The sequence below is a fragment of the Microbispora sp. NPDC049633 genome (assembly GCF_040675265.1).
GTDB lineage: Bacteria > Actinomycetota > Actinomycetes > Streptosporangiales > Streptosporangiaceae > Microbispora > Microbispora maris.
The window spans coordinates 51,387-68,740 of sequence record NZ_JBFAOO010000014.1 but is presented as its reverse complement, the minus strand read 5'-3'; the positions used below and the strand labels follow the sequence as shown (position 1 = coordinate 68,740).

Sequence of the window (17,354 nt, the reverse complement as noted above, 5' to 3'; positions counted from 1 at the left end):
CTCGGCCGCCGGGAGCAGTTCGAGGTCCGACACCCGCGCGTGGGGGTCGGCGGCGATCGACCTGAGCAGGTTCTCGAAGCACTCAGCCAGGCGCGCGATCGTGGCCGGCCGGAACAGCTCGGTGCGGTAGGTGAGGGTGCCCACCAGGCCGTCGCCCTGGTCCATGAGGTACAGCGCGAGGTCGAACCGGCTGGCGGTCACGTCGAACGGGTAGGCCGTCATGGTCAGGCCCTGGGTCCGCAGCGCGGCCGACCGGTAGTTCTGGAGCGCGAACATCACCTGGAACACCGGCGACCTGCTCACGTCGCGCTCGACGCCGAGCTCGCCGACCAGCCGGTCGAAGGGCAGCTCCTGGTGCGTGTAGGCGTCCAGCGCCGTCTCGCGCACCCGGCCGAGCAGCTCGGTGAAGGTCGGATCGCCGGACAGGTCGGCCCGCATCGGCAGCGAGTTGATGAAGAGCCCGACCACCCGCTCCAGCTCCGGCAGGTCGCGCCCCGAGACGGGTGACCCGACCGCGAAGTCGTCCTGCCCGGAGTAGCGCCCGAGGAGCACCTGGAAGGCGGCGAGCAGGGTCATGTACAGCGTCGCGCCGTTCGCCCCGCCCAGCTCCGTGAGCGCGTCCACCAGCTCACGGTCCAGCACGACGTCGTGGGCGGCGCCCGCCGATCCCTGCTCGGGCGGGCGCGGCAGGTCGGTCGGCAGCTCCAGCGGCGGCAACCCGGCCAGCCGCTCCCGCCAGTAGCGGATGTCGTCCTCGTGGGTCCGCCCGCGCTCCCACAGCGCGTAGTCGCCGTACTGCACGGGCGGCGCGGCGAGACCGGCGTCGGTCCCGGTCCGGTACGCCTCGTGCAGGGCGAGCAGCTCCTCCATCACGATGTCGCACGACCAGCCGTCGGTGACGGCGTGGTGCATGGTCAGCAGCAGCACGTGCTCGCGGGCGCCGAGCCGGACCAGGAGCACCCGCAGCAGCGGGCCGGTCGCCAGGTCGAACGGCCGGGCCAGCTCCTCCTGGACGACCTCCCGCGCGGTGGCGGCGTCGTCGGACCGCCGCAGCTCGACCAGCCGCAGCTCCACCAGGGGCTCGTCGTCCAGCACGATCTCCGGCGTCCCGTCGTCGGTGGTGACGAACCGGGTGCGCATGCTCTCGTGGCGCCGGGCCACCTCGACGAGGGCGCGCTCCAGGGCCGCGTCGTCGATCTCGCCGCCGTCCAGCCGGACGGCGAAGGCGACGGTGTAGGCGGTGGTGCCCGGGGCGTACTGCTCCAGGAACCACAGGCGCTCCTGCGCGTGCGAAAGCGGCGGGTGAGTGCCGACCGGCCGCGGCGGCACGGTGACCCTCGCGGCTTTCCCGGCCCTGAGCCGCTGCGCCAGCAGCGCCTGTTTGGCCGGTGAGAGACCGGTCCGGGTCACGACGCCGGCACCTCGGTTGAAATTTGCATTAAGAACATGGCATTCCTTTGTGCGCTCTGCGCCCCGGTACGCCGGCGAATCGATGCGAAGACGCGGGCGGCCAACGACCCGGCGGCGGAATCACCGCCGGTGAGCTTCCTGCCTGGTGCCTGGCGCGGCACGGATGCAATGCCGCTCGCGCCGGTAACCCCCATTTCGGACGCATGAGTGGGAACGCTCCCACGGCAGTGGAGGCTAGGGATCTGGACTTTCATTCGTCAAGTGTCATGGAAGTTTCTGTCCGTTATTAGCCCCAAGGTGGGGAATGTGAGGTTATTGCCGCAGATCACGGACAATGTGGTCACACTCGCCCAAATCGTCCGTATAGCCAGGCATTGACAAGGTCTCTTACCGGACCTACGCTCCGTGGGAGCGCTCCCAATATGGGTGCTCCTGTCCCTGGCAGCGAAGCCCGGCGTCGAGCGCGCCCTCGACCAGAGACGCACCAGGAGCCGACCACTTGTGATCGTCACCGCTGCACCGGCACGGAGCCCGCGGCATGCCCTCGACGACGGGGATCTCCGCTCACTCCTCCTGATCCGGCACTTCGAACGCGCCCTGCTCCACCTGTTCGAGCAGGGCGTGCTGAGCGGCACCACCCACACCTGCCTCGGACAGGAGTACATCCCGGTCGCGCTGTCGGCCCTGCTCCGCGACGACGACTTCGTGTTCAGCAACCACCGGGGGCACGGCCACTTCCTCGCCCGCCATCCCGACCCGCACGGACTGCTCGCCGAGATCATGGGGCGGGAGGGCGCGCTGTGCGGAGGCGTCGGCGGCAGCCAGCACATCTACCACCGGCGTTTCCTGTCCACGGGTGTGCAGGGCGAGAGCCTGCCCGTGGCGACCGGGGTGGCCCTGAAACTGGCCGGCACGGGAGCGCTGGCCTGCGCGTACATCGGCGACGGCACCTGGGGTGAGGGCGCCGTCTACGAGGCGCTGAACATGGCGTCCCTCTGGCGGGTGCCGCTGCTGGTCGTGGTCGAGCACAACGGCATCGCCCAGTCGACCCCCACGTCCGCGCAGATGGCGGGCACGATCGCCGCCCGGGCGGCGGCCTTCGGCGTCCGCCACCACCACGTCTCGTCCACCGACGCCGGTGAGATCAGGGAGGTCCTCGCCCCGCTGATCGACGCCGTGCGGGCCGAGCCCTCCCCGCTCGTGGTCGAGTTCGCCACGCACCGCCTCGGGCCCCACAGCAAGGGCGACGACACCCGGCCCCCGGAGGAGATCCGCCGGGCCGCGGAGTCCGACTGGTACGACCGGTACGCCGAGGCCGATCCCGAGCGGTTCGCGCGGATCGACCGGGAGCAGCGGGAGCTCGTCGAGCGGGTGGTCGCCGAGGTCTCCGCCCGGCCCCACGCACGGCCGGGAGGAGCGGCGTGACCAGGGTCTCGGAGCATCTCAACCAGGCGCTGCACGACCTCATGGAGTCCGACCCCTCGGTCCACCTGCTCGGCGAGGACGTCAGCGACCCGTACGGCGGCGCGTTCAAGGTCACCCGGGGACTGTCCGGCCGGTTCGGCTCGCGGGTGAGGTCCACGCCGCTGAGCGAGGGCGCGATCGCCGGGGTCGGGGCCGGGCTGGCCCTGGCCGGCGACAAGGCCATCGTCGAGATCATGTTCGCCGACTTCGTGGCGCTGGCGTTCGACCAGATCACCAACTTCGCCGCCAAGTCCACCTCGATGTACGGCAGGCCCGTGCCGGTGCCGCTCGTGGTGCGCTGCCCCACGGGCGGCAACCGCGGCTACGGCCCGACCCACAGCCAGAACCCGCAGAAGCACTTCATCGGCGTGCCGGGGCTGTCCCTGTTCGAGATGACGCCGTTCCACGACGCGGGTGAGCTGTTCGCCCGGATGTTCGGCCTCGGGCGGCCCTGCCTGTTCTTCGAGGACAAGGTCCTGTACACGCGGCAGATGCACCGCGTCGACGACCTGTTCCGGTACGAGCTGGTGGACGACGTGGCGCGGGTGTACCTCGACGGCGCGGGCCGGCCCGACTGCACGCTGGTCACCCACGGCGGGCTCGTCCACCGGACGCTCGACGCCATGCGGACGCTGCTGCTGGAGGACGAGCTGGTCTGCGAACTGCTGGTGCCCGCCCAGCTCTACCCCGTGCCCCATCTGCCGGGGCTGGAGGACGCGCCGCACGTCTGCGTCGTCGACGACGGGACCGAGGGCGGCACCTGGGCGGCCGAGGTGGCCACGGCGCTCTACCCGCGCCTGTGGGACCGCCTGCGCCGCCCGATCACGCTAATAAACTCGGCGGACCGGGTGATCCCCGCCGCCCCCCATCTGGAACGCGAGGTGCTCGTGCAGGCCGACAGCATCCGGGCCGCGGTGAGAGAGGCGCTGTCGTGACCGAGTTCCGCGTGCCCAAGCTCAACAACAACGACACGTCGTACATCCTGGTCGAGTGGCTGGCCGAGGACGGGCGGACGGTGCGGGACGGCGAGCCGATCGTGCTGCTGGAGACGTCCAAGGCGACGGAGGAGGTCGAGGCCCCGGCGGACGGCGTCCTGCGGCGGCTGGTCGCCGAGGGGGCCGAGTGCGAGCCGGGGCAGGTGATCGCCCGCCTGCTCGGGAGCGCGGACGAGCCCGTCCGGGAGGCCGCGGGGCAGACCGCGGACGGGAACCCGCACGGGCCGGGCGCTCCCGCGCCGCCCGGCGAAGGCGTGGTCGTCACGGCGCCCGCGCGCGACCTGATCGAGGCGCACGGCATCGCCATGGAGCGGGTGTACGCCCTCGGCCGGAAGGTGATCAGGCGCAGCGACGTCGAGGAACTGCTCGGCGGGCAGGAGCCCTCCCCCGCCGCCGTCGCGGACGACGCCGGCGCCCCGGCGCAGGACGACGAACAGTGGATCACGCTGTCGCGGGCGCAGCAACGGACGGCCGAGGTCGTCGAGCGGTCCCGGCGCGAGATCCCCGCGGCCTTCACGGCGATGAACGTCGACGTGACCGAGGTCCTGTCGCTCGCCCGCGACCTCACCCGCCGGCTGCGCGCCCTGGTCGGCCTGCCCGAGATGGTGGTGAAGGCGACCGGCGGGCTGCTCGACCGCTTCCCGATGTTCTTCGCGGAGCCCGGCTCGGACATGCGGGGCCCCGGCCTGCGGGCGAGAAGGGCCGTCACCGCGGACGTGGGCGTCACGGTCGACGTGGGCCAGGGGCTGTTCATCCCGGTCGTCCGCGACGCCGGCAACCGGACGCTCGCCGAGATCGCCGCCGACCTCGCCGGCTTCCGCACGACCGCGCTCTCCGGGTCGTTCCGGGAACGCGATCTGCGGGGCGGCGCCATCACGCTCACCCTGCACACGCACGACGGCATCGTGTTCGCCGTCCCCATCGTCTTCCCCGGCCAGACGTGCGCGCTGTCGCTGACCGCGCCGCGCTCGGAGGTCGTCCAAGACGGCTCAGGCTTCGCCGTACGCAAGACCGCCACACTGGGCCTCGCATACGACCACCGTTACATCAACGGTCGCGATGCCGCGGAGTTCCTGCGTGAGCTCCGCTCGGCGCTCGAATCACCCGCGCGTTTCCTCACCGAGAATGGATGAAGCCATGAACTCACCCGCACGGTTTCCGGCCGACTTCGTCTGGGGCGCGTCCACCGCGGCGTACCAGATCGAGGGCGCGACCACGGAGGACGGCCGCGGGCCCTCGGTGTGGGACACCTTCTGCGCGGTCCCCGGCAACGTACGCGACGGCGACAGCGGCGAGCACGCCGCCGACCACTACCACCGTTACGACGAGGACCTGGACCTGATCGCCGATCTGGGCCTGGGCAGCTACCGCTTCTCCATCGCCTGGCCGCGGATCCAGCCGACCGGATCGGGCAAGCCCAACCAGAAGGGCCTCGACTTCTACCGCCGGCTCGTCGACGGCCTGGCCGAGCGCGGCATCCGGCCGATGGCCACGCTCTTCCACTGGGACCTGCCGCAGGAGCTGCAGGACCGGGGCGGCTGGGAGAACCGGGACACGGCCGAGCGCTTCGCCGAGTACGCCGGGATCTGTTTCGACGCCCTGGAGATCAGGGACTGGCTGACGATCAACGAGCCCAAGACGGTGGTCGACTGCGGCTACCGGTTCGGCCAGCACGCGCCGGGCTTCAAGGACGACGCGCGCGCGTTCGTCGCCTGCCACCATCTGCTGCTCGCGCACGGCCTCGCCTCCCGCGTGCTGCACGAGCGGCACCCGGGCCGCCGGATCGGGCCCGCGCTCAACCTGCACCCCACCTACCCGGCCGACGACACCCCGGAGGCCCGCGAGGCGGCCCGCCACCAGGACGGGCTGGAGAACCGGCTCTACCTCGACCCCGTCTTCAAGGGGAGCTACCCCGAGGACACGCTGCGCTGGATCTCCGAGCGCGGCCCGATGGCCGACCACATCCTGGACGGGGACCTCGGGATCATCAGCGAGCCCATCGACGTCCTGGGCGTGCAGTACTACACCCCGGTCTTCGTCGACGGCAAGGGCGAGCGGGTGTTCCTGCACGAGCGGGCCCAGGCCGAGTGGCTGGAGATCTACCCCGAGGGCCTGCACGACATCCTCGTCCGGGTGCAGCGGGACTACCCCGGCGTGCCGATGGTCATCACCGAGAACGGCCTGGCCACCGTGGACGGGGTCGACGCCGACGGCCGCGTCCGCGACGATCGGCGGATCGCGTACCTGCGCGACCACCTGAGCGCCGTGCACCGCGCGATGGAGGCGGGCGCGCAGGTCGAGGGCTACCACGTGTGGTCGCTGCTCGACAACTTCGAGTGGGCCGAGGGATACAGCCAGCGGTTCGGCATCGTGCACGTCGACTACGCGACGCAGAAGCGCACCCCCAAGGACAGCGCGCTGTGGTACCGCGACGTCGTGAAGAGCGGCGAGCTGCGCTGACACCCGGCCCGGCACCTGCCGGGTCCGGCCTGCTCTTCGCCGCCCCCGGCGGCTCCACCCGGCCTCCCGCACGCGTGCGGGAGGCCGGGTCTTCGCCATGCCACGGAGCGGCGTTTCCGCGCGTGTAAGTTTCAGCACGAACCGGTGGGCGGCCGCCCATGCACGTGCACGTGAGAGCCGGTCTGCGGCAAATCGGTGTTGTTATACCGATCTACGCGAAAATCCTAAGATTAAGTTGACGCGTCCGACGAAAAGACTTAGCTTTACCGGTTATGGGAGCGCTCCCACCACTGGTCCACCCCGCTTGGATCAAGGGCGATGAGCTGGGATAAGGTCCCTGCATACCGTCAGATGACCCACTTCTTGACGACGCGTCAGCGAGAGGACTCCCCCGTGCCCGATTACACCATTGCCGGTGGCGGTTACCAGGCCACGATCAGCGAGCGGGGCGGCGCCCTGCGGGCGTTGCGCCACGAGGGCCGCGATCTGGTGACGAGCTGGCCGGAGGGCGGGCCCGTGCCGTACTACAGCGGCACAATCCTCGCTCCCTGGCCGAACCGCGTGGTCGGCGGCACGTACGTCTTCGACGGGCAGCGCCGCCACCTGCCGGTCAACGAGCCCGACCGCGGGCACGCCCTGCACGGTCTCGTCGCCGGCCTCGACTGGAAGTGCGCGGAGCTGCTCTCGGTGGAGGACCACCACGGCCACGTACGGCTGACGCACGTCGTGGAGCCCACCGAGGGCTACCCGCACAGGATCGCCCTGGAGGTGCGGCACTCGGTGTCCGAGGAGGGCCTGTCGACCACGCTGACGGCGCAGAACGTGGGCGAGACGGCGGCGCCGTACGGCTGCGGGCCGCACCCGTGGCTGCTGGCCGGGCCGGACGTCACCGCCTATGAGCTCGGCCTGCCGGCCGGGCGCGTGCTGCTCACCGACGACCTGCTCGCCCCCACCGACCTGGTGGAGGTCGAGGCGACGCCCTACGACTTCCGGACGCCGCGCGTGATCGGGGACACCGCGGTCGACCACGCCTTCGCCGGCGTGACGGAGGGGCGGGTGCGCGTGCTCGGGCCGGAGGGCGGGGTGGAGCTCACCTGGGACCCGTCGGTGATGCCGTGGGTCCAGATCTGCACGGGCACGGGGCTCGGCCACAGGGGACTGGCCGTGGAGCCCATGACCTGCCCGCCCGACGCGTTCAACTCGGGCACCGATCTGATCGTTTTGCAGCCGGGGGACAAGCACGAGGCCACGTGGACCATCGCGGTCACCACTCCTACCCGGGAAGACTGAGAAGACTTGATGGACAGCAGGACGAAGAGGCGGTTGTCCCCCGCACAACTCGACGAGGTCGTCCGCGACGCGCTGGGCTGCGGGCTGACCTCGTCGGAAGAACTCGCCGACGGCTTCGCGAACGCCGTTTGGCGGCTCGGCCTCGACGACGGACGTGAGGTGGTGCTCAAGCTCGGGCCGCCGCCCGACCTGCGGTTGCTGACCTACGAACGGCACCTGCTGCGCACCGAGGCGATGGTCTACCACCTCGCCCAGCCCGTGGGGCTGCCGATGCCCGCCCTGCTCCGGGCGTCGTTCGACGATCCGGTGCTGGGCGGCGACTACCTCATCCTGTCCGCGCTCGACGGAATGCCGTGGAACCGGACGACGGTCAGTCCCGCGGAGGAGGGCGCCCTGCGGTTCGAGCTCGGCCGCCACCTCGCCCGCCTGCACGGCATCCCGGGCACGGGCGTCTTCGGCTACCCGTACGCCGGGCTGACCGGCCACACGTGGCGGGAGGCGTTCCTCGTCATGATCGGCGCCCTGCTCGACGACGCCGTCCACTACAACACCCGGCTCCCGGCGACCATCGTGGAGATCGTCGGGCTCGTCCACATGAACGCGCACGTCCTCGACCAGGTCACCACCCCGTCGCTGGTGCACTTCGACCTGTGGCCGGGCAACGTGTTCCTGAACGGCGACAAGAGCGTTCAGGCGCTCATCGACCACGAGAGGGCGTTCTGGGGCGACCCGCTCGCCGACTTCGTCACTCCCACCATCTTCGGCGAACTGCGCGAGGACGATCCGCTGCTCGCGGGCTACCGGCAGGAGGCCGGCCCGGTGCGGCTGGACCACGCCGCCCGCGTCCGCCTCGCCCTCTACCGGGTCTATCTCTACCTGATCATGCTGGTGGAGGACGGCCCGCGGCAGTATCCGGAGGAGGCCTACGCCCCCACCCGGGACCTCACCACGCGGTCACTGGCCGCCTGCCTGGACGTGCTGCGGGCGGGGTCTCGCAACCACGCCCACGTCTGAGGTCACGCCTCCAGCGATTGGGACTGCGAGCCGCACCCGTTGCCGGTGTGCGGCTCGGAGTCGCCGGTCCCGGCGAGTGCCGCGGGCGCTCCGACGGTCAGCGACGCCACGAGGGACAGGACCATCGCCCCGGCCGCGACGCGCGGCAGATGGCTGACACGAGCAATCACAGCGGACTCCCGAAGGCCGATTCCTTTGATCACAAAATAGCGGTCCCGCATGCGCTCCGGTAGGCCCACTTCGGCCCGGCCCTGGCGGCCCGGCCCTCCGCGTGAGATGATTTCAGCGGGTGATGAATTATGGATACGACATGTGTGATCGCGGGCGGCGGGCCCGCGGGGGCCATGCTCGCGCTGCTCCTGGCCCGCGCGGGCGTCGACGTCACGTTGCTGGAGAAGCACGCGGACTTCCTGCGGGACTTCCGCGGCGACACCATCCATCCCTCGACCCTCCAGGTGCTGGACGAGATCGGGCTGGCCGAGGCGTTCCACCGGCTGCCGCATCGCAAGGCGTACGTCATGTCGATGCGGACCGACGACGGCGAGGTGCCCATCTCCGACCTGCGGCGCCTGCCGGGGAAGTATCGGTACATCGCCTTCGTCCCGCAGTGGGACTTCCTCGACCTCCTCACCCGTGAGGCGCGCGCCTACCCCGGCTTCCATCTCCTGATGAACGCCAGGGTCACCGACCTCGTACGGCACGACGGCGCGATCCGGGGCGTGCGCTACCGCGACGAGCGGGGCGAGGAGCACGAGATCAGGGCACTCCTCACGGTCGGCGCGGACGGCCGGCACTCCGACGTGCGGCGGGCGGCCGGTCTGGCGCCGAAGCGGTTCGGCGCGCCGATGGACGTGGTCTGGTTCCGGCTGCCGCGGGCGGCGGGCGACCCCGAACAGCCGTTCCTGCGGGCGTCGGCCGGGCGGCTCATGGTCGCGATCAACAGGGAGACGTACTGGCAGCTCGCCTACGTCATCCCGAAGGGCGGCTTCGCCGCACTGGAGGCGGAGGGCGTCGACGGGCTGCGCGGCGAAGTGGAGCGGCTGCTGCCCTTCCTCGACGGCAGGACGTCCGAGCTGCACGGCTTCGACGAGGCGGGCGTGCTGAGCGTCGAGCTGAACCGGCTCACGCGCTGGCACCTGCCCGGGTTGCTGCTGATCGGCGACGCGGCCCACGCGATGTCGCCGGTCTTCGGCGTCGGGATCAACCTCGCGGTGCAGGACGCCGTCGCGGCCGCCAACATCGTCGGGCCGGCCCTGCTGCGCGGCCGCGCCCCCGACGGGCTGCTCGCGAAGGTGGAGCGGCGCAGGAAGGCGCCCGCGGCCGTCGTCCAGGCCGCGCAGCGGGTGGTGCAGGACCGGCTCATCCGGCCGGCCCTCGCCGGTCCGGTGGCGCGGATCCCCGACCTCACCCGCGTGCCGGTGGTGCGCTCGCTGCTGCCCCGGTTCATCGGGCTCGGTGTGCTGCCCGAGCACGTGCGGCTTACTGAGCAAGAAAAAAGATCTCAGCAAGTGGACAGGGAGGGGGTCGCACGGGACGCGGTGCAATAACCTTGGTGACCGTGAGCGCATCAAACCCCGACACCTCGCGTGCCCTGGACACCTGGCGTGACCTGCCCGCGGCCCAGCAGCCGGACTGGCCCGACCGCGGCGAACTGGACAAGGTCGTCGCGGAGCTGGCGTCCCTGCCCCCGCTGGTGTTCGCCGGCGAATGCGACCAGCTCAAGGACGGCCTGGCCGCCGTGGCGCGCGGCGAGGCGTTCGTCCTGCAGGGCGGTGACTGCGCCGAGACCTTCGCGGGCGCGACGGCCGAGAACGTGCGCAACAAGCTCAAGACGCTGCTGCAGATGGCGATCGTGCTGACCTACGCGGGCCGTGTCCCGGTCGTCAAGATCGGCCGGCTCGCCGGGCAGTTCGCCAAGCCGCGGTCCAAGCCCATGGAGGTCCGCGACGGCGTCGAGCTGCCGGCCTACCGGGGCGACATGGTGAACGGGTTCGACTTCACCCCCGAGGCCCGCCGTCCCGACCCGAACCGGCTGCTGCGGGCCTACCACTCCTCGGCGAGCACGCTGAACCTCGCGCGGGCCTTCACCAAGGGCGGCTACGCCGACCTGCGCCAGGTCCACGCGTGGAACCAGGACTTCGTCGCGGAGTCCCCGGCGGGGCGGCGCTACGAGCAGCTGGCGCGGGAGATCGACCAGGCCCTGGCGTTCATGCGGGCCTGCGGGGCCGACCCCGAGGAGTTCCACACCGTCGAGTTCTACTCCTCCCATGAGGCCCTGATCCTCGACTACGACCGGGCGCTCACCCGGATCGACTCCCGTACGGGTCAGCCGTACGACGTGTCGGCGCACATGGTGTGGATCGGTGAGCGCACCCGGCAGCTCGACGGGGCCCACGTCGAGTTCTTCAGCCGCATCCGCAACCCGATCGGCGTGAAGCTCGGCCCGACGACCACGCCCGAAGAGGCCATCGCGCTGATCGACAAGCTCAACCCGGACAACGAGCCCGGACGGCTCACCTTCATCACGCGGATGGGCGCGGGCAGGGTCCGCGACGCGCTGCCGACGCTGGTGGAGAAGGTCAACGCGAGCGGCGCCACCGTGGCCTGGGTGTGCGACCCGATGCACGGCAACACGTTCGAGGCGCCGAGCGGGCACAAGACCCGCCGCCTGGACGACGTGCTGGACGAGGTCGCGGGGTTCTTCGAGGTCCACCACGCGCTCGGCACCCACCCCGGCGGCATCCACATCGAGTTCACCGGCGACGACGTCACCGAGTGCGTGGGCGGCGGGCACGCGATCGTGGAGGAGGATCTGGCGCTGCGCTACGAGACCGCCTGCGACCCCCGCCTCAACCGCGGCCAGTCGCTCGATCTCGCCTTCCGCGTCGCGGAGCTGTACCGCTCGAGCTGAGCGGCACCGTTCCGCACCTGCGGCTCACACCGGCTGATATCACCGTCTGATACCGCCGTCGCCCTCCGATCATTCGGACCGGGTGACGGCGGTTTCGTCTGCCGGGAGGCCCCTCAGCTGTTCTTGGCCTCCGCCTCGATCTGGGCGCGGATGGCGTCCATGTCGAGCGCGCGCAGCTGCCGGATCAGGTCCTCGAGCGCGGGCGCGGGCAGCGCGCCCGGCTGGGCGAACACCACAATGCCGTCACGGATCGCCATAATCGTCGGAATCGCGGTGATCTCGAAGCCCTCCGACAGGGCCGGCTGAGCCTCAGTGTCGATCTTGCCGAAGGTGATGTCCGCGTGCTCCTCGGACGCCTTCTCGAAGATCGGAGCGAAGGACCGGCAGGGGCCGCACCAGGATGCCCAGAAATCGAGCAGTACGATGCCGTTGTCGGCGATGTCGTTGAAGTTCTTCTCGGTTACCTCGATGGTCGCCATGGGCGACTCCTTTCGCTCGGTCTTCAGCGGGCATAACCAGCCGGACAATCCCAGCATTCCATTTCGCGATGCGCATCGCGTGATTGGGCAGGAGACCTTCTTGACGTAGAAGGAGCACCCGGATGACGACTCATGCCGTACGGCCGTCCGACCTGGCGGCCCCGAAGGGTCCCGGAGCCCGGATCGCCTCATGGCTGTCGAGCACGGACCACAAGGTGATCGGCAACCTCTACCTGATCACCACGTTCGTCTTCTTCCTCATCGGCGGCCTGCAGGCGCTGATCATCCGCGCGGAGCTCTACGAGCCCGGCATGCAGTTCGTCACGCTGCAGCAGTACAACCAGTTGTTCACGCTGCACGGCACCATCATGCTGCTGTTCTTCGCGACACCGTTGTTCGCCGGGTTCGCCAACGCGGTCATGCCGCTGCAGATCGGCGCGCCCGACGTGGCGTTCCCCCGGCTGAACATGGCGAGCTACTGGCTGTTCCTGTTCGGCGGTCTGATGGTCCTCGGGTCGTACTTCGCGGGCGGGGCCCCGACGTTCGGCTGGACGGCCTACACACCGCTGTCGACCGCGCCGTACACCCCGCAGCTCGGCGGGGACCTGTGGGTGATGGGCCTGGCGCTGTCCGGTCTGGGGACGATCCTGGGCGCGGTCAACTTCATCACCACGATCATGTGCATGCGCGCTCCCGGCATGACCATGTTCCGGATGCCGATCTTCACGTGGAACGTGTTCTTCACCTCGATCCTCGTGCTGCTGGCGTTCCCGGTGCTCGCCGCCGCGCTGCTGGCCCTGGGAATCGACCGTAAGCTCGGCGCGCACATCTACGACCCGGCGACCGGCGGCCCGCTGCTGTGGCAGCACCTGTTCTGGTTCTTCGGCCACCCGGAGGTCTACATCATCGCGCTGCCGTTCTTCGGCATCGTCACCGAGGTGATCCCGGTGTTCAGCCGCAAGCCGCTGTTCGGGTACGTCGGCATGGTGGGCGCGACGATCGCGATCACCGCGCTGTCGGTCACCGTCTGGGCGCACCACATGTTCGCCACCGGGCGCGTGCTGCTGCCGTTCTTCTCGCTGATGACGTTCCTGATCGCCGTGCCCACCGGGGTGAAGTTCTTCAACTGGACCGGCACGATGTGGCGGGGCCATCTGACCTTCGAGACGCCGATGCTGTGGTCGGTGGGATTCCTCGTGACGTTCCTGCTCGGCGGGCTGACCGGGGTGATCCTGGCGTCGCCGCCGCTGGACTTCCACGTGACCGACACCTACTTCGTGGTCGCCCACTTCCACTACGTGGTCTTCGGGACCGTCGTCTTCGCGATGTTCGCCGGCTTCTACTTCTGGTGGCCGAAGTTCACCGGGAGAATGCTGAACGAGCGCCTCGGGAAGATCCACTTCTGGATGCTGTTCATCGGGTTCCACATGACGTTCCTCATCCAGCACTGGCTCGGCGCGCAGGGCATGCCCCGGCGGTACGGCGACTACTCGCCCAACGACGGCTTCACCTGGATGCACGAGTTGTCGAGCGCGGGCGCCCTGCTGCTCGGGCTGTCCACTCTGCCCTTCCTCTACAACCTCTGGTGGACCCCCCGGCACGGGGAGAAGGTCACGGTGAACGACCCGTGGGGGACCGCCAACTCGCTGGAGTGGGCGACGTCGTGCCCGCCGCCGCGCCACAACTTCGTGTCGATCCCGCCGATCCGCTCCGAGCGGCCCGCCTTCGACCTGCGCTATCCGCGTCTGGGCGGCAAGCCGGGTGAGCCGCCGGAGACCAAGCGGGACTTCGTCGATCCCGACGCGAAATAGGGAAGGGCCCCCGTCGCCGGGGGCCCTTCGCACGCGGATCGTCAGTGCTTGCCGCCGGGCAGGTCGAGCCCGATCAGCAGCGGGTCGTGGTCGGAGGAGCGGAACGCGTCGGGCCGGTACAGGCTCGGCGGGTTGAACTCCAGGTTGTAGTCGAGGATGCGCGGCTCGTCGGCGTTGACGTGCCAGATCGTCGCCCCGGTCACCCGCTTGACCAGCTGCTTGCCGGCCATGGCGTGGTCGAGCTCGCCGGACAGCCCGTCGAACAGGTAGCTGTAGCGCTGGGCCGCGGGGACGAACCGCTTGGACAGGCTGGTCAGGCCGCCCTTCTCCAGCGTGTCGATCGGGTCCTCCTCGCCGTACGCGTTGAGGTCGCCGATCACCAGCGGATTCGGCAGGTCCATCGAGTCGATGAGGCCGAGCACCGCCTTGGCCTGCCGTACGCGCTCGGCGTTGTAGCAGCCCTGGCCGTCGCCCTGGTCGGTGTCGCCGCCGGTCGCCTCCTCGTCGCAGCCCTTCGACTTGAAGTGGTTGACGAGCAGCGTGAACGGCTGCCCGCCGCCGGTCCGGCGGAAGGTCTGGATCAGCGGCGGCCGCCGGAAGACGGGGTCGGTGGACGACAGCGTCTCGCCCACCGGGCGCACCCGCGCCGGCTTGTAGATCGCCGCGACGTGGATCAGGTCGGTGCCCGGATAGGGGTGGGTCAGGGCGGCGTACGTGCCCGCGCCCACCTCGGCGTTCAGGGCGGCGACCAGCGCGTTGAGCGCGGTCTGCCCGTTGTTCTCGACCTCCATGAGCCCGACGACGTCGGCGTCGAGGCCCTTCAGCGTGGCGACGATCTTCTTGAGCTGCCGCTGCTGCTCCTCGGCCGTGTCGGCGCCGCGCGAGTCGAGCGTGGTGAACCAGTTGAGCGTGTTGAGGCTCGCCACGCGGACGTTGCCGCCCACCGGCGCGGGCGCCGGCTTCCTCGGGTTGGTGCGCGTGAACGTGATCGGCTTGGTCGGCTCCAGCCGGTAGGCCCCGAAGCCGTAGCTCAGCACGCCGGTGACGCCCTTCGCGGTGTCCCCGAGCCGGACGACCTCCGGACTCGTGTACGGGATCGTGGCCGGGTTCTCGGTGTTCGAGCCGTCGTCGATCAGCAGCGACCTGCGGGCGTCCAGCGCGGGGTCGACGCCGGGCCGGTCGGTCGGCTGGAAGCGCCTCCCGCCGGCGGCGACCGTCACCTCGCCGAACCGGCCGAGGTTGTAGTGGTCGCTCACGGTCAGCGGCTCGGGGAAGGTCACGAGCACACCCTCGTACGGCTCGAAGGTGGCGCCGGCGGCCCGCGGCAGGTCGTAGACCTCGGGCGTGATCGTGCCGGTGCCGCACACGTCCACCGCCGTCACCGGGGACAGCTCGGTGAGCCCGTTGAACTCGGTGACCCGGCCGGTGACGAGCACGCGGTCGCCTGCCTTGACGTCCTTCAGGGTCGCCCGGGCGAACGCGAACAGGCCGTCGGAGGTGGCCGGGTCGGCGTCGGGCGTCGCGTCCTGGAAGTAGAAGCCGCTCTGCTGACCGGACTCCTGGAAGTCGCCGGTCACGATGCCCTCGACCCGGACGGTCTGCCCCACGAGCGGGGAGACGTCTCCGCTGCCCTGGACCTCGGCGATCTGCCGGTTCGCCGGCACCTCGCAGGGGTCGGCGGTGGGCGTCGGCGACGGCGAGGGGGTCGCGGACGGCGACGGGGAGGCGGCGCCGCAGGGAGCCGGGGGCGTCGCCGTGTTGCGCGGCGCGGGCGGGCCCGCGGCGAAGTCGGCGGCGTTGTCGTCGGTGTCCGCGCAACCGCCACCGGCGCGCACCGCGGCGGTGGCGTTGCTCAGGCCCGGGGCCGCCGCCGTGCCCTCGAAGTAGTTGGCCGTGCCGTACCCGACGAGGTCGGCGATCTGCGCGGTCTGCTCCGGGGTGCAGGGTGAGGAGCCGCCGTTGCAGGCCAGGCCCGTGGCTGAGCGGACCAGGGCGACCTTGCCGGCCGCGCCGCTCAGGCTGAGGGTGCCGACGGTGTCGGGGGCCGGGAGCGCGCCGCTCGGCGTCGATCCGGCGGACAGCTGGACGAGGTGGTACTGACCGGGGGCGAGCGAGCCCGCCAGGTTCTGCTTCTGGGAGCCGAACAGGCCGGTCCCGGTGGCACTGGTGTACTGGAGGGACCAGTCGTCCAGCGAGATGGCGGCGCTGCCGCGGTTGAAGAGCTCGACGTAGTCATTGGTGTACGGGGCGCCGGAGTTGCCGCCGCCTCCGTACACCTGGCTGATCACCACGTCGCCCGGCTCGGCCGAGGCGGGCGACGGCGACATGACCGCGACGCCGGCGGCCAGGAGACCGGCGGCCGCGAGCACGGCGACCGCGCGGGCGCCGGAGCGGTCATCGGGACAGGCCCGGGATAGAGCACGCATGCCCCGGACTTTAGGGGTAGACCACCGCGACGCCAGGACCAATAAGTGTCTTTATCGCAAACTTGTATGAATTTGCCGATTACCTGACGTCGCTACCGTACGCGCGCTGCCCTTGCGCGTCCCGCTTCGGCATGGATCGGTCCCGCCCTTGTCACCGCCCGATCAGGAATGGACGACGGCCACCGGACAGGTGACCGCGTCGATCAGCGGCCGGGTGACCGACCCGAGCCTGCCGAGCACGCCCCGGGCGCGGGTCGCGCCGACGACCAGCATGGTCGCGCCGGGAGAGGAGTCGGCCAGCACGTCGAGCACGGCGCCCTCGACCGGCTGGAGCAGGGTGTGCACGTCCGGGTGTCGCGCGCGCCAGGGCTCCACGGCGGCCTCCAGCGCCTCGACGGCCTCCCTGCCCGGGACGTCGGACATCACCATGGGCGCCATGCCCGCGGCCCACGCGGCCGCCGGGTAGCGCCAGGCGTGCACCGCGATCAGCGACAGGCCGCGCAGGGCGGCCTCGCGGTAGGCGAAGGCGAGGACGTGGTCGTCGCCGCCGCCGACTCCCACGACGACCGGACCGGGGTGCCTGCGGTGCGGGAGCGACCCCGCGCCCCGGACCACGATCACCGGGCAGAGCGCGTGCGTCGCCACGTGTCCCGCGACCGAACCCATCACATGGCGCGCCGCGCCGCTCAGACCGCGCGATCCCACGACCACGAGATCGGCCGTCTCCGACAGCGCGACGAGCCGCTCGGAGGCCGGCCCCTCGAACAGGTCCTCCCGCACGCGGACGCCGCTCGTGCACTGCCGGGCGCACTCCGCGCCGTGCCACAGCACGTGCTCGGCCGCGTGGTGCAGCGACTTGCGCGCCTCCTCGTCGCCCGCGCCGTACGGCGTCTGCCACGCGTGGCAGACGGTGATGGGCGTGTTCCGGTACTCGGCCTCGTCCATCGCCCAGTCGAGCGCCTGCATGGCGAAGTCGGAGCCGTCGTACCCGACGACGATGCCGCGGTCGCCGGCCGGGCTGTTGGGTTCCATACCCTCATGCTCCGGCGCGGGCCGCACGGCCCGGCAGGGCGGAAAGTCCCGAGACCGGCGGG

14 protein-coding genes are annotated in these 17,354 nt (G+C 70.9%); 9 read left to right on the top strand and 5 right to left on the bottom strand.

What is annotated here, in order from left to right; translation table 11 throughout:
• On the bottom strand, positions 1-1,410 hold a 1,410-nt coding region (locus AB0J39_RS06380; protein WP_363462388.1), incomplete at its 3' end, for a condensation domain-containing protein.
• 501 nt (positions 1,411-1,911) lie between these two features.
• Between AB0J39_RS06380 and AB0J39_RS06375 the strand changes: the two genes are divergently transcribed.
• From AB0J39_RS06375 to AB0J39_RS06350, 6 genes are all read left to right on the top strand, one after another.
• Positions 1,912-2,835, top strand: coding sequence for a thiamine pyrophosphate-dependent dehydrogenase E1 component subunit alpha (locus AB0J39_RS06375; RefSeq protein WP_363462387.1), 924 nt, complete (start codon positions 1,912-1,914; stop codon positions 2,833-2,835).
• Positions 2,832-3,809, top strand: coding sequence for a transketolase C-terminal domain-containing protein (locus AB0J39_RS06370; protein ID WP_363462386.1), 978 nt, complete (start codon positions 2,832-2,834; stop codon positions 3,807-3,809). Before AB0J39_RS06375 ends, AB0J39_RS06370 begins: the two co-directional genes overlap by 4 nt.
• On the top strand, positions 3,806-5,002 hold the full coding sequence (locus AB0J39_RS06365; protein WP_363462385.1) for a 2-oxo acid dehydrogenase subunit E2: 1,197 nt from the start codon (positions 3,806-3,808) through the stop codon (positions 5,000-5,002). The genes AB0J39_RS06370 and AB0J39_RS06365 overlap by 4 nt, the downstream gene beginning before the upstream one ends.
• A gap of 4 nt (positions 5,003-5,006) precedes the next feature.
• Positions 5,007-6,329, top strand: a complete 1,323-nt coding sequence (locus AB0J39_RS06360; protein WP_363462384.1) for a GH1 family beta-glucosidase — start codon at positions 5,007-5,009, stop codon at positions 6,327-6,329.
• A gap of 393 nt (positions 6,330-6,722) precedes the next feature.
• Positions 6,723-7,619, top strand: a complete 897-nt coding sequence (locus AB0J39_RS06355; protein WP_363462383.1) for an aldose 1-epimerase family protein — start codon at positions 6,723-6,725, stop codon at positions 7,617-7,619.
• 9 nt (positions 7,620-7,628) lie between these two features.
• Positions 7,629-8,633 (top strand): aminoglycoside phosphotransferase family protein, encoded by a 1,005-nt coding sequence (locus AB0J39_RS06350; RefSeq protein ID WP_363462382.1) that lies wholly within the window; start codon positions 7,629-7,631, stop codon positions 8,631-8,633.
• Positions 8,634-8,635: 2 nt separating this feature from the next.
• Here the strand turns inward: AB0J39_RS06350 and AB0J39_RS06345 are convergent, their stop codons facing one another.
• Positions 8,636-8,803 carry a hypothetical protein gene (locus AB0J39_RS06345; RefSeq protein ID WP_363462381.1) on the bottom strand — a complete coding sequence of 56 codons (168 nt, stop codon included), beginning with the start codon at positions 8,801-8,803 and terminating at the stop codon, positions 8,636-8,638.
• 129 nt (positions 8,804-8,932) lie between these two features.
• Between AB0J39_RS06345 and AB0J39_RS06340 the strand changes: the two genes are divergently transcribed.
• Both AB0J39_RS06340 and AB0J39_RS06335 read left to right on the top strand, forming a co-directional pair.
• Positions 8,933-10,180, top strand: coding sequence for an FAD-dependent oxidoreductase (locus tag AB0J39_RS06340; RefSeq protein WP_363462380.1), 1,248 nt, complete (start codon positions 8,933-8,935; stop codon positions 10,178-10,180).
• 11 nt (positions 10,181-10,191) lie between these two features.
• Complete coding sequence (locus AB0J39_RS06335) at positions 10,192-11,544, top strand: class II 3-deoxy-7-phosphoheptulonate synthase (protein WP_363462379.1); 1,353 nt, start codon at positions 10,192-10,194, stop codon at positions 11,542-11,544.
• Positions 11,545-11,657: 113 nt separating this feature from the next.
• Here AB0J39_RS06335 and AB0J39_RS06330 read toward each other — a convergent pair whose 3' ends face one another.
• Positions 11,658-12,023: a thioredoxin domain-containing protein gene (locus tag AB0J39_RS06330; protein WP_169982374.1), complete on the bottom strand. Its 366-nt coding sequence runs from the start codon at positions 12,021-12,023 to the stop codon at positions 11,658-11,660.
• Between the two features lie 122 nt (positions 12,024-12,145).
• Here AB0J39_RS06330 and ctaD point away from each other — a divergent pair, with 122 nt between their 5' ends.
• Complete coding sequence (gene ctaD, locus AB0J39_RS06325; protein WP_363462378.1) at positions 12,146-13,834, top strand: cytochrome c oxidase subunit I; 1,689 nt, start codon at positions 12,146-12,148, stop codon at positions 13,832-13,834.
• Between the two features lie 41 nt (positions 13,835-13,875).
• Here ctaD and AB0J39_RS06320 read toward each other — a convergent pair whose 3' ends face one another.
• Complete coding sequence (locus AB0J39_RS06320) at positions 13,876-16,260, bottom strand: ExeM/NucH family extracellular endonuclease (RefSeq protein ID WP_363462377.1); 2,385 nt, start codon at positions 16,258-16,260, stop codon at positions 13,876-13,878.
• Between the two features lie 162 nt (positions 16,261-16,422).
• A complete protein-coding gene (locus tag AB0J39_RS06315; protein ID WP_363462376.1) occupies positions 16,423-17,292 on the bottom strand; it encodes a universal stress protein in 870 nt (289 codons plus the stop codon).
• Positions 17,293-17,354 lie beyond the last annotated feature (62 nt).